This window comes from Listeria sp. ILCC797 (assembly GCF_900186185.1).
In the GTDB taxonomy this organism is placed as follows: Bacteria; Bacillota; Bacilli; order Lactobacillales; family Listeriaceae; genus Listeria; species Listeria goaensis.
In genome coordinates this window covers 86,439-110,639 of record NZ_FYBS01000010.1, presented here as the reverse complement: position 1 = coordinate 110,639, position 24,201 = coordinate 86,439, and the positions used below count along the sequence as shown (strand labels likewise).

Here is a 24,201-nt window from a genome sequence, read left to right as displayed (position 1 = left end):
ATAACTTTTTCATTGTGAATTCAAGATATAGTGCTTGGGGTTTTTATTAAAAAACGCATTCAGCTATTCTATCATCAGCATTTAGAGCTTAAAAAAATTTTTTCCGCTTATTTTTCATTGTGAACCATTATACAAACTACATCACATTACATACAACCTATAGTGAAATTCCATACCTTTAAAACAAGATTTAGTAATTGAAAATTGTCAAATGATTTATGAATCATTTATTTTCACAAACTAAAAAAGCATCCGAATTCGAATGCTTTTCAAATTTATACTTTCTTGAAAACATGTTTCTTATAGGCGTATATGAAAATGGAAGTGGCCACGATGAGTTCCGAAATAGGAATAGCCACAAAAACGCCTGTTGCGCCTAAAATTGGCGGTAAGATGACTAGGAAAATGACCATTAAAATGAGCTCGCGTGCAACAGTAATGAACGTGGCCATACCAATTCTGTCGGTTGTTTGGAAATAGGTCATCATCACGAAGTTAAAGCCCATAAATAAGTAGCCGGAGAAAAAGACGCGTACGCCTAGAACAGCAAGGTCATGGATTTCTTGGTCAAAGTTTCCAAACAAATTGACGATATTGTCGGCGAAAAGGAGCCCTGCGATAAAGAACAACAAGCCTGTTCCAAAAGCAACGGAAACCGATAAGCGGATGGTCGCTGTTTCTCGTGCCGCCATTTTAGCTCCGCGGTAATAGCTTATAAGCGGTTGAATGGCCGAACCCATGCCTAAAAACAGCATTAAAATCACGCTGTGCGTATAGTTGAGTACGGAAAAGGCTGCCACACCTGCTGTTCCTGCAACGGCAGCAATAGCGATGTTGTACCCCATCGTAAACACCGACATGCCTAGCTCTGACAGGAAACTAGGGAGGCCGATGGAGAGTGTACGTTTTATCGACTGACCCGTGACGCGACTTTTGGCTAGTTTTAAATGGCTAGATTTTTTGAAAAAATGTGTGCACAAAATCAGTACGCCAATCGTTATGGCAGACATTGTTGCAAGTGCAGACCCTCTTACGCCAAGGTTCAAGACGAATAAGAAGAGGTAATTTAAAATGATGTTGATGACTGCGGTTGCAATTAGAGCCATCATCGCTAAATTAGGATCCCCGTCGTTGCGGACAAAAATGCTTAAAATATTTTCAAGTGTTAACACGAATCCAAAAAGGAGTAACACGTTCATGTAGTCCATGACATATGGTAGTGTTTCATCGTTTGCGCCAAGTAGATAGGCGAGCGGCACGCGGAAAATGAACGCAATTATCGCCAGCATAATCGTAATACTGATAACTAAAATGATGGAGCGCGTAAAAATTTGCTGTGCTTTTTTTATTTTCTTCTCCCCTAGAGCGAACGAATATTGTGTGGCCCCGCCAATGCCAATCCAGAGTGAAATTGCTGTAAAGATGGAAAAAACGGGCACGGCGATATTAATGCCCGCAAGCGCTACACCGCCAAGTCTGTGTCCAACAAAAATGCCGTCCATCACGATATTGACAGACATAAGTAGCATCCCGGTTAGTGACGGGATTAAATACCTTAGAAAAACTTTTAATACTGAATCTTGCTCCATACGAGCATCGATTGATTTCATTCTAACACCTTCTTTTTTACCTAACGTTTATTAGCTATTCTATTAAACCATAATTTGCGCAGAAAAAGCAACCCTTTTTTTAAATGACAAAATTGTAAGGTTAATCCGGCGTTTTGTTAGTTTACCCGAGGGATTCACTTGAACATTTGCGTTAAACTTGAAGTAATTCATCAAGTAAAGAAAGGACGAGTTCAATGAAAAATAAAAAAGCACTTATTCTACTTTTATCCAGTTTATTAATGGTGACTGTCCTCGTTTTTGAATATATGTTACCAGACGAAAAAACAGCAGCACCTTATTTTGTAAAAATGAAATCTGAAGGTAAAATCGTCAAAAAAGACCAATTTAAAGGCTATTCTTATACGGAAAAAGTATTTGATAGCAAAGGGCATGCTAAAACCCTATCCTTTTTAAGTGAAAAAAAACTTCCGAAAAACGAGCAATATAAAATTGTAGTTTCTGGCAATAAGCTTGTGATGAACTACAAAAAAATCAATACTTTACCGAAAAACATTCAATACTTAGCAGAAAAATAAAACAGGAAGCAATGTCAAATTTACGACATGTTACTTCCTGTTTTTTTATGTGTTAAAAATAAACTTGGAATGGCAATGAGAACAAGCGCGATAAGCGATACTAAAAAGCCTGCATGATAGCCGTTTAGGCTCGCCGAAATGGACGGCGTTGTGCCTTGCATTACTGCTGCAACAGCGGTCGCTATGATGGCTGTTCCAAAACTCGCGCCAAGATTTTCCGTAATCGTCACACCGATGCTCGCTTCAGGAATTTGTTCGTCTTTTAGCCCCGTGTAGGCATCACTCATCAGCGGCAAATTAATTCCGCCAACGCTAAGACCGCGAATAAAGAGGAAAATCGACAGCCACACCATACTCGTTTGCTCGGTGACAAAAACGAACGGGAGCGTGCCCAAAATCGACAACGCCAAACTAATAAATACAACGGATTTTGCGCCAACTTGGTCAATCATTTTTCCAATAAAAGGTCTAGTAATCAACATACCGACACCTTGCGGAATGAGCGCGAGCGCGGCTTCTATCGTTGTAAAATGATGTAGATGGATGAAAAAGAGCGGTAAAATGAACATCGGCCCCATAATCGCGATATTAGCGAGAAACAGTCCGGCACTCGAAGCAGCAAAACTTTTATACTTGAATAAAACGAGCGGGACGACGGTTCTGTTCTTTTTGAGCTGATTGTTTATCACATACGCCAAGGCCGAGATACAGCCAATTGCGAGCCAAATCAAGGTTTCCTTATTGTAAAACGTTTGATAGCTCGCCGCTTTTGTAATGCCGTAAATGAGGGCTGCACTAAACAGCGATAGCGTTAGGATACCTAAAACGTCAAGTTTACTCGCTTTATTAAACGGCTGAAAATCAGGCAGCGACCTATTCATGAGCGGCACTGCGATGCCTACAACAAAGACATTAATAAAGAAAAGCCAATGCCAGCTCGCAAATTGAAGAATCACGCCACCAATGACAGGACCTAAAATGGGGCCTAAAATCATCGGCGTACTAACAATTGCCATCACCCTTCCTAAATTTTTTGGCCCCGCCGTTTTCACCAAAAGTGTGGTCATAAGGGGTGTAATAATGCCTGCCGCAGCGCCTTGTAGCAAACGGAAGAAAATAAAGCTTGTGATGTTCCAACTAATGCCAGCTAAAACGGAGGTTGCACCAAACGCAATGACCGCCCCGATAAACACTTTCTTCCCATTAAATTGATTCATGAGCCACCCCGAAATCGGGACGGCAATGGCGAGTGCTAACACATAACCCGTAATGCCCCACTGAACGATATCAATTGTTGTATGGAACTCCAGATTGAATTGATCCACCGCAACATTAATCATCGTGGAGTCTAGCATTGGCGCAATGGCAGCTAATGCGATAGCCCACGCAGCTGTTAAAGTTTCTTTAGGTATCTTTTCTTTCATTTTGTTCTCCTTCTCGTTTTTTGTTTCCTCGTCAACAAAACAATATCATCTCTTTGTTTCCTTGTCAACAAAAAAAGAACCTCTATTTAAAAGAGATTCTCTAGCGCATGTCGCGCCCTTCTTTTTTTATCTCATTATCTAAATGCGCGCTATACATCTCGATAAATCGCAGCATCGCGTCAAATTGCGGTTCCGCCACTTGGTCAAAGACAACTTGATCCCGCTCTTGGAAAGTTTTATGCAAGCGGTCGTGAATATCATAAATTTTTTTCCCCTCTGGTGTTAAAGAAAAATAAACTTCTTTTTTGTTCGCCACTTTTTGATAGCATTCTACATAACCTTTTTTCAACAATTTTTTCGTAATCTTGCTAATTGCTCCACGTGTCATATAAAGCTCTTCTGCCATTTTAGTTACATTTGGATCTACATTTTGTCCAATAAACTCAATGCAGTGCACTTCAGAAGGCTTGTAGCCATCAAGCGCCTCTGCCATCTTTTCTTTATTTAGCCATGCCATTTTATTGAACAAATCGCGAAATTTCACTATAACCTCTTCTTGTTTTTCCATCGCCGCCCTCCGTTCTCAACTTTAGTATAGCCCAGTTTTGTTTCCCATACAACAAAATCACTTCTCATAAGATGCGCGCAAAATTTTTGCCGCTTTTTCCGCCGCTTCCTTCGTGATTTGCGCAAAACTAAGCCGCACTTTATTCTCTTTAACGCCGAATAAATACCCTGGCATCACCAACAGTTTCTCCTTCAGAAGCGCGTCAAAATCGGCTTTTTGCACAGACTTAGTCGGAAGCGTCGCCCACAAATGGAAGCCTCCAACTGGTTTTTCGAAGTGAATTTCAGGCGCATATTTTTCTAAAGCAGCGGTTAAGATGTTTGCTCGTTCCAACAAAATTGCGTGTAAGTTTTGAATGTGCACCTTATAGCTTGGCTGTGACAAAACTTGATTCGCTAGCACTTGCGGGAAAATGCTTAGACCAAAATCCATTTCTTGCCGTGCCGATGCCAAACGCCGGACGACGGCGACAGGACCAGCTAAAAACCCAATGCGCGTTGTGGATCCCAGTACTTTTGAAAGTGAGCCAATGTAAAGGACGTTTTCATCATCCAATTTTTTAAGCGGCGTAATCCCCATTTTGCCCCCATAAGTGAGCGCTCCGAATGGATCATCTTCCACAATCGGAATCCGAAGTGCCGCACAAGTTTTCACAAATTCGCGGCGCCGCGCTTCTGACATCACCCGCCCAGTCGGATTTTGGAAAGTGGGATTCACAAACACCATTTTAATGCGGTGTTTCTGATACAACCGTTCCAATTCCTCCGTTTTAACCCCCTCCTCGTCCATCGGCAAAGCAAAAATGCGCAAACCAGCCGATTGAAATAAAGATAAGGAATAAAAATAAGACGGCGCTTCAATCGCAATCGCATCAAATGGTGAGAGCAGGCATTGTGTAATTAAAAACAAGGCTTGTTGCGCACCGGATGTCACAATTAATTGCGTTTCATTCACAGAAAGCCCCTGTTCTTCTTCCAACTCTTTGCGAATCGTTTTCCGAAGCGGCAAATACCCCAAAGCGTCATTCTGATTTTCCTCACGCAAAAAAGTTTGCCATGACATTTCTGGCATCGAAAGACTCGGCGCAAGGTCAAGCGGTAGCTCCCCTGTCGCTAAATCAATCACATCTCTTTCAGTCGCCACCTCCGCCATTTTCCGGATATACGGAATCTCATGACTAAACGCGCCTTTTTGAACGTAATGCCGCCAATTTGTTTGGAAAGCCGCGACACCCCATTTTTCCTCATTGACATGCGTACCACTTCCTTGAACCGCAACAAGCACCCCACTCGCTTTTAGCTCATCGAATGCGCGCGCGACAGTGGACCGATTGACACCAAGTTCAGACGCGAGTTTCCGTTCAGGCGGAAGTTTTTCGCCTGGCAAGAGCTCACCCGACGAAATTTTTGCTTCAACTAATTGCACAAGCTGTAAATAAAACGGTTTCGACACCTCCTTATTTAGCTGCCACATCAAATCACTCCCTTTAAAATTGGCTGGGTAAAAAAACAACCAATTGGCTGTTTTTATTTTATAAGAATTAGCTTAACATAAGAGATATAATCGTACAAGGAGGCGTTTTTTTTGGATAAAGTTGTTGGAACTGAGGTAGTTAAACGAGGTATGGCGCAAATGCAAAAAGGTGGCGTCATTATGGACGTTGTCAACGCTGAACAAGCAAAAATCGCAGAAGAGGCTGGTGCCGTTGCTGTTATGGCACTCGAACGCGTCCCTTCCGATATTCGTGCAGCCGGCGGGGTAGCTCGCATGGCAGACCCACGTATCGTTCAGGAAGTTATGGATGCCGTTTCCATTCCTGTCATGGCGAAAGCTCGCATCGGGCATATCACCGAAGCACGCGTCCTAGAGGCAATGGGCGTCGACTATATCGATGAAAGCGAAGTGCTCACACCAGCAGACGAAGAATATCATTTGTTAAAAAGCGAGTTCACCGTACCATTTGTCTGCGGTTGCCGCGACTTAGGTGAAGCACTCAGAAGAATTGGTGAAGGGGCGGCCATGCTCAGAACAAAAGGTGAACCGGGAACCGGAAACATCGTTGAAGCCGTGCGACATATGCGCAAAGTGAACAGTCAAATTAGTCAAATTACAGGCATGAATCAAGATGAACTAATGACAGCCGCTAAAAATTTAGGTGCACCGTATGAACTTTTAAAGGAAATTAAAACATTAGGAAAATTACCTGTTGTCAATTTTGCGGCTGGCGGTGTGGCAACACCTGCTGATGCGGCACTAATGATGGAACTAGGCGCAGACGGCGTGTTTGTTGGCTCTGGAATTTTCAAATCTGACAACCCTGCCAAATTCGCAAGCGCCATCGTACAAGCAACAACCTATTTCACAGACTACGAATTAATTGGCAAACTTTCGAAAGAACTCGGAACAGCCATGAAAGGCATTGAAATCTCCAAACTAGATCCAGCTGAACGCATGCAAGACCGAGGCTGGTAATATGAAAACCATTGGAGTTTTAGCGCTACAAGGCGCCGTTTCAGAGCATCTGGCAATGATTGAAAAAACCGGGCACAAAGCGATGCCTATTAAACACCCGGAGGAACTAGCCCCACTTGACGGTCTGATTTTGCCCGGAGGAGAAAGCACTACTATGCGACGTCTGATTGAAAAATACCATTTTAGTGAGCCACTATCTGATTTTGCGAATAGCGGCCGTGGAATTTTCGGAACATGTGCCGGGCTCGTCCTTTCTGCAAGCGCAATTTCAACTGGCGATCCCAGCTTCAAGTTCGCGGACTACACCGCCGTTCGAAATGGCTTTGGCCGCCAAAAAATGAGCTTCGAAGCAGACTTACAAATTGCTCCCCTTGGCGAAGCTCCCTTCCGCGCCATTTTCATTCGCGCCCCCTATATTGAAAAAGTTGGCGAAGGTGTAACGGTTTTAGCACGTATCGATGACAAAATTGTAGCCGCGCATGAAAAAAACATCCTCGTCACCGCTTTTCATCCCGAACTAACAAACGATCCCCGTTTCATGACCTACTTCATTGAAAAGTGTTTATAAAAGAGAGCCACGTATTGATTATACGTGGCTCTTTTATAAAACAATCGATGCGATAATGCTTAACGTGTCATACAGACTATGCGTCAGCCAGCTTGAAATAATAGATGGTGATTTTTCAGCTTTTAAGAAGACATCGTTCATAATCACTCGTGGAATAAATAAGAGCAACAAAACTTGCCCCACATTCCAGCCATAAGTACTTAAATGAAGAAGCGCAAAGATAATCCCACAGCAAATCGTGGCTATCAATGTGCTTGTTTTTTGTGTTAGTTTTTTTCTACACAGCGCAAAAATAGCTATCAAAAGTGCAATACTTAAAATTTCTTCTCCAAAAAGTTGGATAAAAATACCGAACCAGTTCAGTAAATGAAGGCTAGTTTCAACGATTGGATTAGCTGTTATATTATTTTTTCCAACAAGTGATACATAAAGAACAGAAACAATAAAAACCAATAGATTAGCAGCAAATGTCCATAGTATCGCTTTCACTATCCCTTTCACTGTAAGTTTAGAGAATAGGGCTTTAAAACTAGCTTTTTCAAGCCAAATCCAAGTTATAACTGGCAATCCTGTAAAAATAATTTGTTGAATGAAAAGTGGTAGCGGACTATGAATAATAAGTTGAGCAAAACCGACAGCTACTGCTAATAATACTAGAAAATAATTTCTTTTTGATTGAAATAATAGCTTTTCCAACGTTTTCACCTACTCTCTAAGATTACTTGGGCAAGACTTTTCTTATTGCTTCCCACTTCTTATTTTTTTCAAACATTTCCTCCCTTTTCGCTGCCTCTTTTAAAGTTTTACTCTTCCTATCCATCAAAAATATAAAAAGTAACACAATTAACGCGGCCAGAATAAAAAACCAAATTCCCAACATCTCTGCGAAAAAAAGCTGGCTAACAACCAATTTGCTCAACTCCTCACTTATTTGACATAATATACTTTAAAACTTAAAAGCGTTAATTGGAATAGGGAATTGGTCGCAAAAATCATTACATTAATGTAAGCTACAAAAAAACAGCAAAACCTAAAAAGGATTTTGCTGTTTTCTTCATATTTAAATCATTGAACCGTTATCGGAGTTTCAATGATGGCATTACTTGCTCCGTCATAACCAATCATTGAAGCTGTCATACCGGGTGTTCGGAGTTGTGACTTCGCGTAATATTGATAGGTAGTGGTGGAGCCAGTATTCGCTGGTATTTTAGATTGAACCACACCATTAACCTTAAGCGCAATATACTTTACACCGCCCCCGTATGTTCCAGTTACATAACTAGACGTACCAACAGTATACGGATCCGTTGTCAACACTGGGTCTCCTGTCGGGTTAATACGAACATTTGCTGTTGCTACAACTTCGCTTCTCCCGTTGTAAGCTTTCATAATAATCTCATCTTGATCATTTGTCACAAAACGTTTGATGTAGTAAGTATACGTATTTGTTCCGTCAACAGGAATTTTAGAAAGTTCAACATCATTCACGGTGGCAGAAATATAGGCTACATCGCCAGAATATGTTCCGACAATTGAACTGTCACCTAATGTAAAGTTGTTGGCTGTAATTTCACTTGTTATTTGAGTTTCTTTTACAGCAACAGGAGCTTCCGCTACTTGTGAACTTGCACCATTGTAAGCAATGACTGATACTACATCTTCTTTTGAAGTAATATTAGGACGTGCGTAGTACGAATAACTTCCACCCGCAACCGCTATCTTGTTTAAAACTGTACCATTTACTTTCAGTGCAACGTATTTCACATTTCCTGTATACGTCCCTGTCACATATTTATCTTGATATAAAACAAAATCATTTGCCGCAACGGTGCTCTCACCTGGCGGATTTTCAACGACATTTACGGTTTCCTCGTCTACAACAACACCAGCACCGTTGTAAGCTTTTATAGTCACCGTGTCCCCCAACGCAATCTTACCTTTTGAATAGTAGCTCCATGTCGTTGCATCTTTTACAGGTGTTTTCACATATTCGGTTCCATTCACAACAAGCGATACATATTTGACATTTCCTGTATACGTTCCTTGAACATACGAATCTGTTGAAACCGCGAAGTAATTTGGATTAACGGTCAAGGTGCCGACTAAACTATCTGGTCCATATAAAGTCACTTTCTTCCGAGAAATTTCATCGTTTTCCGAATTGTAACCTATTACATAAACTTCGTCTGTATCCGCATCTGTAATATTAGGACGCGCATAATATTGGAATGTGCCATCCGTGCCAACTGGAATTTTCGTAAGAATCGTTCCATTCACTGAAAGGCCGACTTTCGTTACAGATCCTGTGTACGTCCCTTTCACATATGCATCCACGCCCACAATAAAGCTATCTGGTGAAACAGTTCCAATTTTTAATTGACCATCTTTTAAAGTTACGCGTGCACGGTCTAATTCGTTGTTTGTCGCACTAAGTCCAACAAGATATACCGTTTGGGTTGTGCTTGTAATATCATTTTTCGCATAATATTCAAAGTTTCCTGTTACAGGAATTGTCGTTTTTCTAACACCATCTACTTCTAGATAAACTTTCGCTACATCCCCTGTTGCTTCTGCTTTAATGCGGCTATCGTAACCGACATAATAGTCTTCTTTTACAACAACTGTACCACTAGCAGCTTGTGTAACCGTTACATTCGCACTGGATGTCTCTCCATTTTTAGTAGCAGTTGCTGTGACAATCGTTCCAGCTATTTGCTTGGGTATTGTCACACTGTATGTGCCATTCGGCTGTATGGATCCTGTCGCCAATTGATTACCAAATTGATTACGAATCACAAGAGTAGCACCCGGTTCTGCGGTTCCTTCTGCCTTCACAGAGTCTGTTGTTAGCGCATTAATCGTTGTCGGTGCAATATTCCCTTGCGTTACCGTTGTATTCGCACTGGATGTTTGCCCATTTTTTGTTGCTGTGGCTGTCACAATTGTTCCAGCTACTTGTTTAGGTATTGTCACACTGTATGTGCCATTTTCAAGTATCTGACCTGTTCCAATTTGATTCCCAGACTGATTGCGAATCACAAGTGAGGCACCTGGTTCCCCTCTACCGGTTGCTAATGTTGAATCCGTTGTAAGGGGATTAATCGTTGTTTGCGCAATACTTCCTTGTGACACTGTAGTTTGCGCACTTTTTGATTGTCCATTAATTGTTGCAACTGCGGTTACAATCGTTCCAGCGGCTTGCTTTGGAATTGTAACATTATAAGTACCATCGCTGTTTACAGTCGTTGTCGTAAGCGTTGTTCCGCCTGCTGTTATAACAAGGCTAGCATTCGGCTCAGCCGTTCCCTGCGCAGTCAAAGAATTCGTTGTCAGCGGATTAATTGTCGTCTCGTCCATATTATCAATATCAACTAAACTTAGATTAGAAAACCGTGTGCTGCCTGTATTTGCACTTCTAAAGATGTCAAAACTGATAGTTGTAAAATTACTCCGAGCCGTAAAGGTCAGACTTTGAGTGCCATAATTAGCAGACCAAGAACTACCCGTGGTTGCTAAAGTCCCTGCATTTGCACTAATATTATTGTAACCATCTAGGGCGTGGACCTTAAAAAGTGAATTACTTTGATTAATAACCGTGTAATTCAAAGTATATCTATGACCAGCAATTGTATTAACAGATTGGAACATAATTCCTGCGGGTCCGTTATCAACTGTTCTATTCATCCAAATATCCATGGAGCCATTTCCCTGTGGTTTTACACTCATTGTGTTAGGTCTGTAGCCATTAATAGCATAGGAACCATCTGAACTATTATAATCATAGCTTCTTACCGTTGTTCCACCATTGTATGCATTTGCGCCATCCCAAATACGAAAATCCCAGTTACTAATACCATTAAAATTACTGTTTTTTAACAGGTTTGCAGAATTAGACTGTAAAACTCCTGATTTCAATTTTAGTGTTTGCGCTTCACTATCAGCCGCTCTCACTGTTAAAGCATTAAATGGAAACGCTGTCGCAATTGTAGAAGCTACCATTGTAGTTGTAATCGTACTGATTACTATCTTCTTTAATTTAGATTTTCTCATGATGCTTGTTCTCCTTTTAAATTTCATTTTTTACATAGAAAATACCTTTTACGTCAGGATTTCCTATAGCCTCCCTATTCAAAACTTCATCAATCCCCCCTTTTCCCATATGTATATGCACACATATATTCATATTAGCATCTGAAAAATAGTCAAATTAGCTATAAAAACGGCTTTATTTACCTGTTTTATGTAATTTTTGTGACATTTTTTCTATCATGTTAAAAAAAAGAAGGCTATTCCGTTCATTTTGCACAACGGATTTTGGGCATAAAAAAATACTCTCCAAAAGTTAGACCAAACATCTAGCTTTTGGAGAGTGACTCAAATCAACTGAGAGAAACTCCTATTTTACTTTTACAATCCAATCTTTCGGCGCTTCTTTATCACCAAATTGAATGCCACAAAGCTCATCATACAATTGCCTTGTAACAGGTCCTACTTCCGTTTCGCTATAAAACACATGGTAGTCATCTCCGTTTTGAATGCCGCCAATTGGTGTAATCACAGCAGCCGTTCCACAAGCGCCAGCTTCTTTATAATCATCCAATTGATCAATATATACATCGCCTTCTTCAACTTCCAACCCTAAGCGATGTTCCGCTAAATAAAGAAGGGAATATTTTGTGATACTAGGCAAAATGGAAGGCGAAAATGGTGTAACAAAACGGTTGTCTTTCGTAATTCCGAAAAAGTTAGCAGCCCCTACTTCCTCAATTTTTGTATGTGTGGCAGGGTCTAAATAAATCGCATCCGCGAAATTTCGTTTCTGCGCATTTTTCCCAGGTAAAAGACTAGAAGCATAGTTCCCACCAACTTTTGCGGCTCCTGTTCCTTTTGGCGCAGCACGGTCGTAATCTGATACAACGAAACTAGCTGGTTGCAAACCACCTTTAAAATAAGCGCCAACTGGTGTACAGAAAATCGAAAAGATATATTCAGGTGCAGCATGAACACCAACGTTATCACCAACACCAATAACAAACGGACGCAAGTAAAGTGTTCCACCTGTTCCATATGGCGGAATAAATTCTTCATTCGCTTTAACAACTTCTCGACATGCTTCAATAAATTTTTCAGTCGGAATCGTTGGCATCAAAAGCCGTTCACAACTTCTTTGCATTCTTTGCGCGTTTTGATCCGGTCGAAACAGATTAATCGATCCATCTTTTGCTCGGTAAGCTTTTAAACCTTCGAAACACTGTTGTCCGTAGTGAAGGGCTGTCGATCCCTCACTAATATGAAGTACATTATCCTCAGTAAGCGTTCCAGCATCCCATTCGCCATCTTTCCAATGAGAAATATAGCGCTTATCTGTTTTAATATAACCAAAACCTAAATTAGCCCAATCAATATCTTTTGCCATTTTCTTCCCTACTTTCTGTGTACTCAACTTATTTCATAAGTATAGCATAACTTTTCTAGCCTTACAGTATTTTTTCTCTAGCTCGAAGCAGCAAATAAACTAAATAGAGAGTATTTTCTAACTTTTTAACTAAAAATAAGCAAATTATACTCCCTTTTTCAATAAATCATGATAAAATGAAGACATTCTTTAAAAATAAAAATTGGCGAGAGGAGAGATTGACGATGGCTGAAGGTAAAATGCTCGAAGAAAAATTGTTTAGTAAACATTTGAATGAGGAAATGGACATCATTATTTACTTACCACCGGATTACTCACCTCTTTATAAATACCCACTTTTTATCGTTCAAGACGGGAAAGATTATTTAAGCTTTGGGAAGTTGCCTAAATTTGTCGATGAACTGACGAACCAGAACAGGATTCAAAAAGCCATTTTTGCTTGTTTACCGTATAAAACAGTGGAGGACAGACGCAGAAAATATCATCCAGATGGTGAACAAAATGAAGCATACATGCGCTTTTTAGCCCATGAACTCGTCCCCTATTTAGAAAATCAGTTTCCTTCCTTTCAAATGGCAAACAGTCGCTTTTTAATGGGGGATTCACTCGGAGCAAGCGTTTCTTTAAAAGCAGCGCTTAAATATCCATTCACCTTTGGAAATGTCATTTTACATTCGCCTTTTGTAAATGATGACCTTTTAGAACTCGTTCAATCGGCAAACCCAGCTGCCCTTAAAGTCTTCCATATCATCGGGGACGCAGAAACTGAAGTGGAAACGACCGATAACCAAGTCGCTAATTTCTTAGAACCAAACGAAAAACTCCATTTTCTTATTGAAAAGAAAGGTTTTGAGTCTGAATTTCATCTATTTAACGGTGGTCACCGCTGGAAATATTGGCAACCGTTTATTAAAACTAGCTTAACTTTTATGCTTCCAACTCATACATTTGATTTAGAGAGCATGGGCGTTTAACGAAGGGAGAAAGAATTTTGACAGTAAAGAAAGTAGTAAACGAACAAATGCGCAAAGAGGCCTTACAAATTCGCTTTGATGTATTTGTTACCGAACAACATGTTGATCCAGAATTAGAATGGGACGAATTTGATAACGATCCTTCCACAATCATGTTTATCGACTATGATGACGACGGTACACCACTTGCCACAGGCCGTTTGCGTATCCTGCCTAATTACGGAAAAGTAGAACGCATTTGTGCACAGAAAAAAGCACGTGGCAAAGGCTCCGGTCGAAGAATTATGGAAACCATTGAACAAGAAGCCAAACAACAAGGTGCATCAAAACTAAAACTGGGTGGTCAAGTCACAGCGATTCCATTTTATGAAAAGCTCGGTTACACAGTTTGTTCCGATATTTTCATGGATGCAGGCATCGAACATAAAGAAATGGAAAAAAACATTTAAAAAATAGCCTTTTAAGGCTATTTTTTTATTAATATTTGTTAAAGAACACACAATTTCATGTATAATGAAGCTTGTTGAAAGGAGTGGTTAATATGAATAAATTAATTTGGGGTTGCCGCATTTTTTACATAAGTACGATGCTTCTCCTCTTTTATGTACTTGATTACTATCATTTTTTAATTTTAAATATCACATTAGCTTATATTCCTTTTGAACTAGCTGTTTTTCTACATAAAAAAAAGCGACCTGCCATCATTTTTTGGATTTTGGCTGCCGCTTGGCTCCTATTTTTCCCTAATGCTTTTTATTTAGTTACCGACTTCTTTCATTTAAAACAGTTTAATATTTATGATTATAACGGTATTCTTCAAAAAGATAGTTTATTATGGCAAAGCTTTACCGTCATGTCGGGAGCGGTGTTTTTTGGCCTTTTCGTTGGCAACCTGTCCCTTCGTTTCATTTTAGATGCCATAAAAGAGCGCACGAATTGGCGTGAATCCATTCTCGTCCCCATCATTTTACTTTTATCAAGTTACGGTATTTATTTAGGACGCTTTGATCGCCTGCACACTGTCCACCTTTTGACAGAGCCGAGCAACGTTCTACGCAGTATTTTAAATGTTTCGGGCTTTCAATTTGAGTTTATTATCTATTTTTTCATTTTACAATTAATGCTTTACCTTATGTTTCGCTATTTCCCAAAATCCACAAATTAACTTAACATTTCAACGGTTCCATCGTTTTTGCCAATAATAAGCTCGTCCGCTATACCTAAAAAAAGACCATGCTCCACAATGCCTGATAAACTGTCTAATTCGTTAGCCAGTTTTTTTGCGTCTAATAGCGGATAAATCTCTAAATCTAAAATCATATTCCCATTATTCGTCAGAAAAACCTCTCCATCTTGCGCATAACGCACATTTGCCCCGATATTTTGCTTTTTAAGTGCTCGTTCCACATATTTATAACTAAAAGGGAGCACTTCAACTGGCAAACAAAATTTTCCGAGCACTTCCACCACTTTTGATTCATCCACGACCCAAATATTCCGTTTTGAAATAAGCGCAACTAATTTTTCGCGAAGAAGCGCACCGCCGCCGCCTTTAATCCCTGCAAAATCCCGCGTAACTTCATCTGCGCCATCAATTGTGACGTCAATTTCTGTTACTTCGTTAAAGGAAAGTAAAGGAATATGCCACTTTTTCGCCAGTTCCTCCGTTTCAATTGATGTCGCAACGCCTTTTATTTGCAAGCCAGCTTGCACAAGCTCCCCTAGTTTTTCAATCGTATAAAAAACCGTACTTCCTGTTCCAAGACCAACAATCATGCCATCTTGAACTGCTTCACAAGCCTTCTCGCCTGCCATACGTTTTGACTCCATTCTGTCCACTCCTTCTTATTTAACCTTACAATTTTAAAAGAATCCTCTCGACAAAAAATGCATTTTATAGCGTATTCTCGCATAAATCTTTAAAAATTCGTCTTTCTTCTCTCGTATTCACACTCTAATCTTACAAAAATGTAATTAGACTTTTCAATACAAGTGAGTTACATTATATGATAGTTACGTATTTAAATTTAACATTTGTAACATAATAGACATAAACGGGGTGAATAGATGCAAAAAGTAAAGTTGTTTTTTCATAAGCCAGCCACGATTTTTATACTTAAAACAGCATTCTATTTAGCTGTTTTACTTGGACTTTTATGGTTTTACGGCTTCAAAAACCCAAATAGCACCAATTTTATTTATAACGAATTTTAAAAAGAAAGGATGATTACGCGTGGGTTTACAAACGATGACCACCTCACTTACAGAACGCATTGATGAATGGGCTACTCTCACTCCGCAGAAGGTTTGCTACGAATATAATGGTACCACACTTTCTTACAAGGAACTAAAAAATCAATCTGATTCCTTTGCTTTTTTTTTAGAAGAAAAAGCTTTTCCAAAAGAGGCGCCAATTGTCGTTTACGGACACATGTCCTCGCTTATGTTAGTCGCTTTTATGGCTTGTTTAAAAAGTGGACATGCGTATGTTCCCGTTGATACTTCTATGCCAAGGGAGCGCATTACTCAAATTGTGACCGCAGCAGAACCAGCTTGCGTGCTTGCTGTGGAAGAACTTCCGGTTGAAACGGATAAACCTGTTCTCACTGCTAGCGAAATCGCTGAATTTATTCGCTTAAATACGGGCAAAAAGCCACGCCTAGCGAGCGCCGTTCAAGGTGATGATACGCATTATATTATTTACACATCGGGCAGCACTGGCCTACCGAAAGGCGTTCAAATTAGCCAAAACAATTTAATCAGCTTTTCCAATTGGCTGCTGCAAGATTTTTCATTAACAGAAGGTTTGCGCATTTTAAATCAAGCACCTTTTTCATTTGACCTTTCCGTTATGGACCTGTATCCAAGCTTACTTTCAGGGAGCACGCTAGTTCCCGTGGATAAGACTTGCAGCGCCAATTTAAAAGACTTGTACAGTCAAATTCCGCGACTGCGACTTGACGTCTTCGTTTCAACGCCGTCATTCGCTGACATTTGTTTACTTGACCCCCATTTTAACGGCGCTAATAATCCTTCGCTCTCAAAATTTATTTTTTGCGGGGAAGTCCTAACCAAAGAAACTGCACGCGAATTAATTGCCCGCTTTCCAGACGCCAAAATTTATAACACTTACGGGCCGACAGAAGCAACCGTTGCCGTTACCAAAATTGAAATTACAAATGAAGTCATCGCCGCCTATCCGAGCCTCCCACTTGGGCAAGTCAAGCCTGATACGCGCCTTTTCATCACTGACCCTGAAACACATGAACGCCTACCAGATGGTGAAAAAGGGGAAATTGTGCTCGTCGGACCGAGCGTTTCAAAAGGCTATTTAAACAACCGCGAAAAAACCGTAGAAGTTTTTTCTAAAGCTTTTGATTTCATGGCCTATCATACGGGTGACTGCGGTGTAATTAAAAATAATCAATTGTTTTTCCAAGGTCGCTTAGATTTCCAAGTGAAGCTACACGGCTATCGCATCGAGCTTGAAGACATCGAGAACAACTTAAAAGAAGTCAGCTACGTTAGAAGTGCCGTCGTTATTCCAAAATACGTGGAAGGAAAGGTGGATTCATTAGTTGCGTTTGTTGTCGCAAATGAGCATGACTTTGATAAGCCGTTCAAATTGACGAAAGCCATTAAACAGGAACTCGCGAATAAAATGCCAAACTATATGATTCCTCGGAAATGGATTTATAAGACCGAATTTGCTTTAACTAATAATGGAAAAATCGATCGAAAACTTTTAGAAAATGAGGTGAACGAATGACCACCCCATACGGCTCTATCTTTTACTTTGCAATCCTCGCACTTTTTATCGCACCGATTGTGATTGCAAATTTAATGGGGAAAAGACTTCCAGTTTATAACGCGTTTGTCACGTTACTTTTCATTTTCTTCATGTTTTCAAGCAATTTAGTGCAAGGCATTGCCTTTATCGTTTTCATTTTTTGGCAACTCATTGTTGTCCGGCTTTATTTTCATTACAGACGTGTTCAAAACAAAAATCATGGCGGTATTTTTACCCTTGCTGTAATCCTGTCGATTTTACCGCTTGCAATTGTTAAAGTGCAGCCATTGCTTGCGGATCACACAACACTCGTCGGCTTTCTAGGAATCTCCTATTTAACGTTTAAAGCCACTACGATGGTAATGGAAATTCGCGATGGACTCATAAAAGAATATGATTCCGTGGAATTTGTGAATTTTCTGCTGTTCTTTCCAACCATTTCTTCTGGCCCAATAGACCGATTTCGGAGATTCCAGAAGGATGTTAAAAATCCGCTTGAACCCTCGAAATATGTAGAACTTTTAAACCGTGGTATTTTTTATATTTTCTTAGGTTTCCTTTATAAGTTCATCATCGCCTATTTAATCGATGTTCATTGGAAAACCCCACTTGAAGGACTTTTAATCCAACATGTTGATTTTAATATGAGTTTGCTTGGCTATATGTACGCGTATAGTATGTACTTATTTTTTGATTTTGCAGGTTACAGTTTGTTCGCTGTTGGGGTTTCCTACCTACTCGGCGTCCAAACACCAATGAACTTCAACAAACCGTTTCTCGCACGCAACATTAAGGACTTCTGGAATCGTTGGCACATGACGCTTTCATTTTGGTTCCGCGACTTCATTTTCATGCGGTTCGTCTTCTTTTTGACGAAAAAGAAATGGATTAAAAGTAAATTTACAATCGCTTATATCGCATACTTTGTCAATTTTTTCATCATGGGAATTTGGCACGGCCTTCACTGGTACTACGTTGTTTACGGCTTATACCAAGCGTTGCTTATCGTCGGTTTCGACATTTTTGAGCGCATCAACAAAAAATATAAGTTTTATCCAAAAAATAAAATCACTTATGTTATTGGAATGTTCATTACGTTTAACTTCGTTTGCTTCGGCTTCCTCATTTTCTCTGGCATATTTGATAAAATAACTTTCTAAGGTGGTAATAAAAATGAGTTTTCGTGATCAAGTTTTAGATATTTTAGAAGAAATTACAGAATCAGAAGAAGTAAAAGAAAATACAAGCGTCCGCTTATTTGACGAGGGCTTACTCGACTCAATGGCAACAGTGCAACTCCTTGTTGAAATTGAAAGTAGTCTCGATATTACGGTTCCCGTTTCCGAATTCGACCGCGACGAATGGGCAACGCCAGAACTTGTGATTAAGCAATTAGAGGCCCTCAAATCATGAGAAAAAAACTATGGATGACATTTGGCCCCATTTTAGTGGCTTGCGGTGTCTTCTTGTTTATTCTTTTCGGACCGAGTGCGCTATTTGGTGGCGTTTCAAATACGGCCGTTCAAAATGCGGCTACGTCCATGAACGGGAATGTCGTAGGTGGGAAAATTTTGCAACAAACAGCGATGAATCAAGATTACATGCCCATTTTCGGTTCCTCGGAACTATCGCGCATTGATCCCTTCCACCCGAGCGTCATTGCAAAAAAATACGGCACAAGCTACACGCCGTTTTTAATCGGCCAGCCTGGTACGCAGTCGCTCTTTCATTATTTGGACATCAACATGCTATCCGATCAACTGAAAGGGAAAAAAGTCGTCTTTATTTTATCGCCACAATGGTTCCAACCAAATGGCGTAGATGATGCTCATTTTGGCGCAACATTTTCGCCCATTCAAGCGTACACGTTTGCGCTTCAGGAAGAAAAAGATACACCGGAGCGTAGGTTTGCTGCAAGGCGGCTTCTTAGCTACAAAGTCGTCCAAAACGACTCAACGCTCACAAAATTGCTCGAAAACATCACTACACCGGGACCAAACAAGCCGCACGACTCCATGCTAACGCGCGCCGCTGCGGAAATCGAGTACCGTATTTTAATCCGAAAAGATGAGCTCGAATCAAAATTAGTCACTGGCTCAAAAGAGAAGCGAATTCAGGAAGGCGTTAAAAAGCTTCCTCCTGTTCTAAATTTCGATGAACTAGACAAAATGGCCGCTTCGCTTGGTGAAAAAAGTACTGGTGACAATCCATTTCATGTGAAACAAAAATATTTCGATAAGAAAATTTCACCAAATATGGCTAAACTTAAAGATAGTCGTCAAAATTTAAGTTATGCAAGCTCACCTGAATATGACGATTTGCAACTTGTGATGGACGCCTTCAAAAATGCAGGTGCTGATGTATTATTTGTAAATCCTCCTGTAAACGGCGAATGGCTGCGATTTATCGGCATGAAACAAGAGGGACTTGACGAATATTATAAAAAAACAAAAGAGCAAGTGGAGCAAAACGGCTTCCGTTATATTTCGCTTGAAGACCGTCAAGACTCGCCTTACTTTTTAGAAGACCCTATCCATTTAAGTTGGCGCGGCTGGGTGCAAATTGACGACGCCATCGCCAAATTCGCCAAACAACAAGCGCCAACAAGCTACCCAGAAACGCCTCGTGATTTCTATTTTCACAAAGCAAAACTGCCAAAAGAACTTAAAAAAGATTTAGAAACGAAAAATTAAAATAAACAGCTCAGCAAAATCCGGATTTTGCTGAGCTGTTTTTAATTTAACTACTTTATTTCTCCCCGTACCATTCATTTTCAGTAAGTCCGGACTGATTCCGGAATTCTTCTGCATACTCTTTTAACATGATTCCCTCTACGACTACTTTTGCATTAAATAACAGAATTGGAAGCAATGAAAAGACAATTAGGAGAACTACTAATAATCCAATAATAACTAATATAACAAACGTCCCTAACCACTCATTTTGGATAGATATTTTATCAAGAGACTTATCATCTTTAATAAACCACCATTTAATAAGCCTATAAAATTGTGTTCCCAAAATAATAATCACTACTAAACCTATTGATAGTTTAAACATCCCTTTATTCCATATCTTTGACGTTTTTGACTCTTTTATATCCATACCATGCTTCCTTAGATAGTTCTGAACCAAATAGCTACATCGAAAATAGCAAAGCACCAAAATAATAATCAAATAACAGAACGCCAGCAAAAGATAAAATTCTCCAAACGGTTTATTTCCATCAATTCTCATGCCTAATACTAAGCTTATGCTAAGTGTTTGAACCATCATATATTTGGCTATTACCCAACCAAAATCGCTCAAAGATTTATTTTTAGATTTTATAATAAAGTAAAAGGCAAGGCTTATCAAAATTATAGTAATTAGAATACTTGTAATAACAAACGAATTTTTTAACGGTAGCAGCGCAATGAATCCACAAAAAAATGCAAGAAATATTATTTGCAGCTCACGGGTGAATAAATTTTCCGTAGGATTTTTTGTTTGTTGAACAAGCTTCTGTATATCTACAAATCGACTCGCCTGCTCAAATGAGGTTTGTTTTGCGATAATTTTCATTTAAATACTCCATTCCATATGGGAATCTATTATGATTTGATTATTTTTCAAATATTGGATTAAAATTAGGGCTACCACTCTGAGGTTGCACACCTATTCGATAATGCTTATCTGGTGCAACACTATCATGCTTTCCGTACAACTTATACTGTTCATCAAGCCATTCTCTCTTATTATTCTCTCTTGTTTCAGCACTACCACTTAAACCAAAGTAAAAACTATGAGAGTTAATATGAATATTTCCCAAGACAATATTAACTTTTATCTCAGGAGTAGTTATATCCACGCCTTTAATCATCGTATTTAATGTCCCGGCTATGGCTCCAATAGGCCCTCCATACTGTACCCCTTCTAGCGGTCCAGCATTCCATATAAATAGACTCAACCCACCATACACTGCTTTACTTGCATCCCCATAAGCTGGACTCTCTGGATTGATGTACTCTTCATAAGCATACGCTGTGATGCTTAATGTGTCTCCGCCATATCCAATACCTTCCCTCGCCACTGGATGCGCCTTAACAAATTCAGAAACCGGCTTCAACTTTTTAAATACATCCAAGCCAACTTTAGAGCTCGCAATTAGTTTTGCACCTTCACTTGTTCTAGAAAGAATTTTGGTCGAATAGCCAATTGGTGCTAAGACGCTCCAGCCTTTTTCGCTCAATTTAGTTAAACCATTATATACAACTGCTTGTGTTGCAAAAGATGCTTCACCTAGATAGGAAGCAAATTTAGGACTGTTTAAAACGTTTGTAGCCACATCTTTAGGCAATTTATTCCAGCTTTCTTGTGCAATAAAAATTCCAAGAGCTGCATCTTGTAAGCTATCAGGAAATTTGTCTAAAGCGCCTATCACATAGTCAAACAAACGATCATTATTTTTGATTTTCTCAATTGCTGCCGCTGGATTTTTTTCAAATAGCTCATTTAATTCTTTAATCGCTACTTTCTTCTCCTGATTTTCCATTTCTTCTAGCTGTTCCTTACTTTTCAGCTCCGTAAACCAGCTTTTATCGGCACCTTTAGGAAATTTGTATGTACCATCTTTTTTTATCGTTATACTATTCAATACTAACACACTTTGCATCGCTAATTTCATATCATCCAGACTACTATTAAATAAACCTTTTGTTTGCCCTTCAAATTCATAAAGCTTCTCAATTTTCTTTTGAAGTTCATCAATTTCTTGGTCAAGACTGTTAGACATTTGACTTAATTTTCTCTTGTGATTTTGTGCAACATCAATTAATGCTGTATTTTTATTCATTCTTAAAAACATATCGATAATAACTGTTGTTCCTTCAACAGATGCTTTCATATTTTTTTGCGTTGCTATTTGTTGATTTAGATTGTCTTCATCCAAATAGTCTTCACTTGAAACAACGGCATCCGCAAGCTGATATTTGTTTAATTCTTGTTCAATACTATCACATGCAGTAGTCACTCTTGTAATAGTTGGTATAACAAGATCTGTAAATAATCCTTTCCCAGCTGTATAAGCAGCTCCAGACAATTTGCGCCCGTCCACAGCCTGAATCACTTTTTGGCTTCCAGCTTTTAGCTGTGTGATGGTTTCTTTCCCACTTGATAAATTTTTAGACAGAGCTTGGATTAACTTGCTTGATTCGCTACTTGAATAAATTAGTCCCAAGGAAGTTCATTCCTTTCCTTATAAAGAGTTTCTCGTTCCTCATCCATTTGACAAATCTCTTTCTTGAAAGCAAATGTAAACTCTTCGTGGGCGTTTCGTATTTGTTGCCGAAAACTATGCGCCATACAATCATTCCTTTGCTGCATTCGAAAATCTTCTTTATGCTGATAGTTCGCATTTTCTTCATTCAATATTTGTAATCTTTGAAACCCGTTCTGCAAATCCACTTCTAAACGCTCTAGCGCATTTTCTATTGTAGCTCGTTCCTCACTCAATTGGTCAATCTGATTCTCTTTTTCTACAATTAGTTGATTATAAGCAGTTCGTTTTCCCTCATTCGTTTTCTCTACCAACTTTTTTCATCTCCTAAAATTTAATCTGGCTATCTTGAAGAGCCATCATTTCGGCTATTTTTGGAAATTTCTCACTCTCGGCCTGCACACAATCTACAAGCTCAGCTAAATTTGGTAACAACTGGTTATTCACTTTTTTTCCTGTTTGCATGCTTGAAATCGTACTTTTAGCTAAAGAAACCTGTTCTCCCTTATTAACAGAAATTGCTTTGACATCAGCAACTGCTGTATTTGCTATAGTCGTATTAGATGCTATTTTCCCCATCCCTTGTGTTTCCTTTCTATATGTATTGTTTTCTTCCAATTTTAAATATAGCACACGCCCCGGACCATGTCTACGCTCGTCTCATGACACAAAATTAGGCTCCGTGTTTCCCTTAAAAAACAGAAAACAGGAGCCTAGAATGCATACTTTAGAATCCGATAATATGATAACCGCTATCGACGTGAATTAACTCGCCTGTAATGCCTCTTGAAAGTGGGCTAAACAAGAAGAGTGCCGTATCGCCAACTTCTTCAGGCTGTGTCGAGCGTTTAAGCGGTGCTTTTTCCTCCACAATTGCAAGAGATTTCGTGAAACTGCTTACTCCGCGTGCGGATAATGTACGAATTGGGCCTGCGGAAATTGCATTGACGCGTACGCCAACTTTGCCAAGATCCATCGCCATATATTTGACAGTAGCATCAAGAGAAGCTTTTGCTACACCCATAATATTGTAGTTTTCGACAACGCGCTCGCCGCCAAGATACGTAAGTGTCAGTAAGCTCGCATCTTCTGTTAGCATATCTAAATGTTTTAACGTGCGCGCAACAGCTGTAAAGGAGTAGGAGCTAATTTCGTGCGCTTGTAAGAAACTTTCGCGGTCTACTTCTAAATAATCGCCAGCTAGGAAATCTTTGTTGGCAAACGCGATACAATGCGCTAGACCACTAATTTTTCCAACGTGCGCTTTAATCGTTTCAAAAGCGGATTTAATGCCTTCTTCGCTTGTTACATCACATTGAACGACAGGTGCCGCATGATTTTTTTCCGAAAGTGTACTAGAAAGTTCATCGATGCTTTTCTTCGCGCGCTCATCCGCATATGTAAAGACAAGACTTGCCCCCGCATCATTTAAAGATTTCGCAATCGACCAAGCGATACTGCGTTTATTCGCTACCCCCATCACAACATACGTTTTTCCCTCTAAAGTTAAATTCATTACTAATTCCTCCTCAATTTGCATTGCCTTTTCTATTTTACATCATTTTAAAGCTCATTTTCCACATTTT

25 protein-coding genes are annotated in these 24,201 nt (G+C 39.6%); 11 read left to right on the top strand and 14 right to left on the bottom strand.

Translation table 11 applies throughout. The annotated features are described in order from the left end of the window. Nucleotides 1–275: 275 nt before the first annotated feature. A complete protein-coding gene (locus BN1609_RS11065; protein ID WP_088840858.1) occupies nucleotides 276–1,610 on the bottom strand; it encodes an MATE family efflux transporter in 1,335 nt (444 codons plus the stop codon). A gap of 194 nt (nucleotides 1,611–1,804) precedes the next feature. Between BN1609_RS11065 and BN1609_RS11060 the strand changes: the two genes are divergently transcribed. After that, nucleotides 1,805–2,146 carry a YxeA family protein gene (locus BN1609_RS11060; protein WP_088816522.1) on the top strand — a complete coding sequence of 114 codons (342 nt, stop codon included), beginning with the start codon at nucleotides 1,805–1,807 and terminating at the stop codon, nucleotides 2,144–2,146. Between the two features lie 20 nt (nucleotides 2,147–2,166). On the opposite strand, the gene BN1609_RS11055 is transcribed toward BN1609_RS11060, so the two are convergent. From BN1609_RS11055 to BN1609_RS11045, 3 genes are all read right to left on the bottom strand, one after another. Beyond that, nucleotides 2,167–3,570 (bottom strand): DHA2 family efflux MFS transporter permease subunit, encoded by a 1,404-nt coding sequence (locus tag BN1609_RS11055; protein WP_088840857.1) that lies wholly within the window; start codon nucleotides 3,568–3,570, stop codon nucleotides 2,167–2,169. 100 nt (nucleotides 3,571–3,670) lie between these two features. After that, a complete protein-coding gene (locus tag BN1609_RS11050; protein WP_088811069.1) occupies nucleotides 3,671–4,138 on the bottom strand; it encodes a MarR family transcriptional regulator in 468 nt (155 codons plus the stop codon). Between the two features lie 57 nt (nucleotides 4,139–4,195). Continuing rightward, a complete protein-coding gene (locus BN1609_RS11045) occupies nucleotides 4,196–5,611 on the bottom strand; it encodes a PLP-dependent aminotransferase family protein (protein ID WP_088816519.1) in 1,416 nt (471 codons plus the stop codon). Nucleotides 5,612–5,722: 111 nt separating this feature from the next. Here BN1609_RS11045 and pdxS point away from each other — a divergent pair, with 111 nt between their 5' ends. Both pdxS and pdxT read left to right on the top strand, forming a co-directional pair. After that, entirely contained in the window at nucleotides 5,723–6,610 is an 888-nt protein-coding gene (gene pdxS / locus BN1609_RS11040; RefSeq protein ID WP_088811071.1) for a pyridoxal 5'-phosphate synthase lyase subunit PdxS, read from the top strand. Nucleotide 6,611: 1 nt separating this feature from the next. Beyond that, nucleotides 6,612–7,178 (top strand): pyridoxal 5'-phosphate synthase glutaminase subunit PdxT, encoded by a 567-nt coding sequence (gene pdxT / locus BN1609_RS11035; protein ID WP_088811072.1) that lies wholly within the window; start codon nucleotides 6,612–6,614, stop codon nucleotides 7,176–7,178. Nucleotides 7,179–7,211: 33 nt separating this feature from the next. Here pdxT and BN1609_RS11030 read toward each other — a convergent pair whose 3' ends face one another. From BN1609_RS11030 to BN1609_RS11015, 4 genes are all read right to left on the bottom strand, one after another. Continuing rightward, nucleotides 7,212–7,874 (bottom strand): type II CAAX prenyl endopeptidase Rce1 family protein, encoded by a 663-nt coding sequence (locus BN1609_RS11030; protein ID WP_088816518.1) that lies wholly within the window; start codon nucleotides 7,872–7,874, stop codon nucleotides 7,212–7,214. A gap of 22 nt (nucleotides 7,875–7,896) precedes the next feature. After that, nucleotides 7,897–8,088: a hypothetical protein gene (locus tag BN1609_RS11025; protein WP_088811074.1), complete on the bottom strand. Its 192-nt coding sequence runs from the start codon at nucleotides 8,086–8,088 to the stop codon at nucleotides 7,897–7,899. 155 nt (nucleotides 8,089–8,243) lie between these two features. Next, complete coding sequence (locus BN1609_RS11020; RefSeq protein ID WP_088840856.1) at nucleotides 8,244–11,228, bottom strand: immunoglobulin-like domain-containing protein; 2,985 nt, start codon at nucleotides 11,226–11,228, stop codon at nucleotides 8,244–8,246. Nucleotides 11,229–11,574: 346 nt separating this feature from the next. Beyond that, a complete protein-coding gene (locus tag BN1609_RS11015; RefSeq protein WP_255377373.1) occupies nucleotides 11,575–12,621 on the bottom strand; it encodes a branched-chain amino acid aminotransferase in 1,047 nt (348 codons plus the stop codon). A 197-nt stretch (nucleotides 12,622–12,818) separates the two neighbouring features. On the opposite strand from BN1609_RS11015, the gene BN1609_RS11010 reads away from it, so the two are divergent. The 3 genes from BN1609_RS11010 to BN1609_RS11000 all read left to right on the top strand — a co-directional run bounded on the left by BN1609_RS11010 (nucleotide 12,819) and on the right by BN1609_RS11000 (nucleotide 14,733). Continuing rightward, a complete protein-coding gene (locus BN1609_RS11010) occupies nucleotides 12,819–13,568 on the top strand; it encodes an esterase family protein (RefSeq protein WP_088809081.1) in 750 nt (249 codons plus the stop codon). A 17-nt stretch (nucleotides 13,569–13,585) separates the two neighbouring features. Then, nucleotides 13,586–14,017: a GNAT family N-acetyltransferase gene (locus BN1609_RS11005; protein ID WP_179946371.1), complete on the top strand. Its 432-nt coding sequence runs from the start codon at nucleotides 13,586–13,588 to the stop codon at nucleotides 14,015–14,017. A gap of 92 nt (nucleotides 14,018–14,109) precedes the next feature. After that, entirely contained in the window at nucleotides 14,110–14,733 is a 624-nt protein-coding gene (locus BN1609_RS11000) for a DUF1361 domain-containing protein (RefSeq protein ID WP_088838796.1), read from the top strand. On the opposite strand, the gene rpiA is transcribed toward BN1609_RS11000, so the two are convergent. Next, nucleotides 14,730–15,398: a ribose-5-phosphate isomerase RpiA gene (gene rpiA, locus BN1609_RS10995; protein ID WP_088809083.1), complete on the bottom strand. Its 669-nt coding sequence runs from the start codon at nucleotides 15,396–15,398 to the stop codon at nucleotides 14,730–14,732. The two genes, BN1609_RS11000 and rpiA, sit on opposite strands and share 4 nt — an antisense overlap. A gap of 237 nt (nucleotides 15,399–15,635) precedes the next feature. Between rpiA and BN1609_RS10990 the strand changes: the two genes are divergently transcribed. From BN1609_RS10990 to dltD, 5 genes are read left to right on the top strand one after another with little or no spacing between them, the layout of a single operon-like run. After that, a complete protein-coding gene (locus BN1609_RS10990; RefSeq protein ID WP_088809084.1) occupies nucleotides 15,636–15,782 on the top strand; it encodes a teichoic acid D-Ala incorporation-associated protein DltX in 147 nt (48 codons plus the stop codon). 34 nt (nucleotides 15,783–15,816) lie between these two features. Continuing rightward, nucleotides 15,817–17,337 (top strand): D-alanine--poly(phosphoribitol) ligase subunit DltA, encoded by a 1,521-nt coding sequence (gene dltA / locus BN1609_RS10985; protein WP_088838895.1) that lies wholly within the window; start codon nucleotides 15,817–15,819, stop codon nucleotides 17,335–17,337. Continuing rightward, on the top strand, nucleotides 17,334–18,518 hold the full coding sequence (gene dltB / locus BN1609_RS10980) for a D-alanyl-lipoteichoic acid biosynthesis protein DltB (protein WP_088840855.1): 1,185 nt from the start codon (nucleotides 17,334–17,336) through the stop codon (nucleotides 18,516–18,518). The genes dltA and dltB overlap by 4 nt, the downstream gene beginning before the upstream one ends. Before the next feature lie 13 nt (nucleotides 18,519–18,531). Next, on the top strand, nucleotides 18,532–18,771 hold the full coding sequence (dltC, locus tag BN1609_RS10975) for a D-alanine--poly(phosphoribitol) ligase subunit DltC (RefSeq protein ID WP_088809086.1): 240 nt from the start codon (nucleotides 18,532–18,534) through the stop codon (nucleotides 18,769–18,771). After that, on the top strand, nucleotides 18,768–20,051 hold the full coding sequence (gene dltD / locus BN1609_RS10970) for a D-alanyl-lipoteichoic acid biosynthesis protein DltD (RefSeq protein WP_088838797.1): 1,284 nt from the start codon (nucleotides 18,768–18,770) through the stop codon (nucleotides 20,049–20,051). Before dltC ends, dltD begins: the two co-directional genes overlap by 4 nt. Before the next feature lie 55 nt (nucleotides 20,052–20,106). Here the strand turns inward: dltD and BN1609_RS10965 are convergent, their stop codons facing one another. The 5 genes from BN1609_RS10965 to fabI form a co-directional block, all read right to left on the bottom strand. Further along, a complete protein-coding gene (locus tag BN1609_RS10965; RefSeq protein ID WP_088809088.1) occupies nucleotides 20,107–20,922 on the bottom strand; it encodes a hypothetical protein in 816 nt (271 codons plus the stop codon). Between the two features lie 40 nt (nucleotides 20,923–20,962). Then, nucleotides 20,963–22,576 carry a T7SS effector LXG polymorphic toxin gene (locus tag BN1609_RS10960; RefSeq protein ID WP_088809089.1) on the bottom strand — a complete coding sequence of 538 codons (1,614 nt, stop codon included), beginning with the start codon at nucleotides 22,574–22,576 and terminating at the stop codon, nucleotides 20,963–20,965. Further along, nucleotides 22,567–22,929, bottom strand: a complete 363-nt coding sequence (locus BN1609_RS10955; RefSeq protein ID WP_088815313.1) for a hypothetical protein — start codon at nucleotides 22,927–22,929, stop codon at nucleotides 22,567–22,569. The genes BN1609_RS10960 and BN1609_RS10955 overlap by 10 nt, the downstream gene beginning before the upstream one ends. A gap of 13 nt (nucleotides 22,930–22,942) precedes the next feature. Then, entirely contained in the window at nucleotides 22,943–23,194 is a 252-nt protein-coding gene (locus tag BN1609_RS10950; RefSeq protein ID WP_088809090.1) for a hypothetical protein, read from the bottom strand. Between the two features lie 148 nt (nucleotides 23,195–23,342). Then, nucleotides 23,343–24,131: an enoyl-ACP reductase FabI gene (gene fabI / locus BN1609_RS10945; RefSeq protein WP_088840854.1), complete on the bottom strand. Its 789-nt coding sequence runs from the start codon at nucleotides 24,129–24,131 to the stop codon at nucleotides 23,343–23,345. Nucleotides 24,132–24,201 lie beyond the last annotated feature (70 nt).

What these genes read in the sequence shown, in the direction of transcription:
- BN1609_RS11065 (WP_088840858.1), bottom strand. Translation starts at nt 1,610, where the DNA reads ATGAAATCAATCGATGCTCGTATGGAGCAAGATTCAGTATTAAAAGTT.
- BN1609_RS11060 (WP_088816522.1), top strand. Translation starts at nt 1,805, where the DNA reads ATGAAAAATAAAAAAGCACTTATTCTACTTTTATCCAGTTTATTAATG.
- BN1609_RS11055 (WP_088840857.1), bottom strand. Translation starts at nt 3,570, where the DNA reads ATGAAAGAAAAGATACCTAAAGAAACTTTAACAGCTGCGTGGGCTATC.
- BN1609_RS11050 (WP_088811069.1), bottom strand. Translation starts at nt 4,138, where the DNA reads ATGGAAAAACAAGAAGAGGTTATAGTGAAATTTCGCGATTTGTTCAAT.
- BN1609_RS11045 (WP_088816519.1), bottom strand. Translation starts at nt 5,611, where the DNA reads ATGTGGCAGCTAAATAAGGAGGTGTCGAAACCGTTTTATTTACAGCTT.
- pdxT (WP_088811072.1), top strand. Translation starts at nt 6,612, where the DNA reads ATGAAAACCATTGGAGTTTTAGCGCTACAAGGCGCCGTTTCAGAGCAT.
- BN1609_RS11020 (WP_088840856.1), bottom strand. Translation starts at nt 11,228, where the DNA reads ATGAGAAAATCTAAATTAAAGAAGATAGTAATCAGTACGATTACAACT.
- BN1609_RS11010 (WP_088809081.1), top strand. Translation starts at nt 12,819, where the DNA reads ATGGCTGAAGGTAAAATGCTCGAAGAAAAATTGTTTAGTAAACATTTG.
- BN1609_RS11000 (WP_088838796.1), top strand. Translation starts at nt 14,110, where the DNA reads ATGAATAAATTAATTTGGGGTTGCCGCATTTTTTACATAAGTACGATG.
- rpiA (WP_088809083.1), bottom strand. Translation starts at nt 15,398, where the DNA reads ATGGAGTCAAAACGTATGGCAGGCGAGAAGGCTTGTGAAGCAGTTCAA.
- BN1609_RS10990 (WP_088809084.1), top strand. Translation starts at nt 15,636, where the DNA reads ATGCAAAAAGTAAAGTTGTTTTTTCATAAGCCAGCCACGATTTTTATA.
- dltA (WP_088838895.1), top strand. Translation starts at nt 15,817, where the DNA reads ATGACCACCTCACTTACAGAACGCATTGATGAATGGGCTACTCTCACT.
- dltB (WP_088840855.1), top strand. Translation starts at nt 17,334, where the DNA reads ATGACCACCCCATACGGCTCTATCTTTTACTTTGCAATCCTCGCACTT.
- dltC (WP_088809086.1), top strand. Translation starts at nt 18,532, where the DNA reads ATGAGTTTTCGTGATCAAGTTTTAGATATTTTAGAAGAAATTACAGAA.
- dltD (WP_088838797.1), top strand. Translation starts at nt 18,768, where the DNA reads ATGAGAAAAAAACTATGGATGACATTTGGCCCCATTTTAGTGGCTTGC.
- BN1609_RS10965 (WP_088809088.1), bottom strand. Translation starts at nt 20,922, where the DNA reads ATGAAAATTATCGCAAAACAAACCTCATTTGAGCAGGCGAGTCGATTT.
- BN1609_RS10950 (WP_088809090.1), bottom strand. Translation starts at nt 23,194, where the DNA reads ATGGGGAAAATAGCATCTAATACGACTATAGCAAATACAGCAGTTGCT.
- fabI (WP_088840854.1), bottom strand. Translation starts at nt 24,131, where the DNA reads ATGAATTTAACTTTAGAGGGAAAAACGTATGTTGTGATGGGGGTAGCG.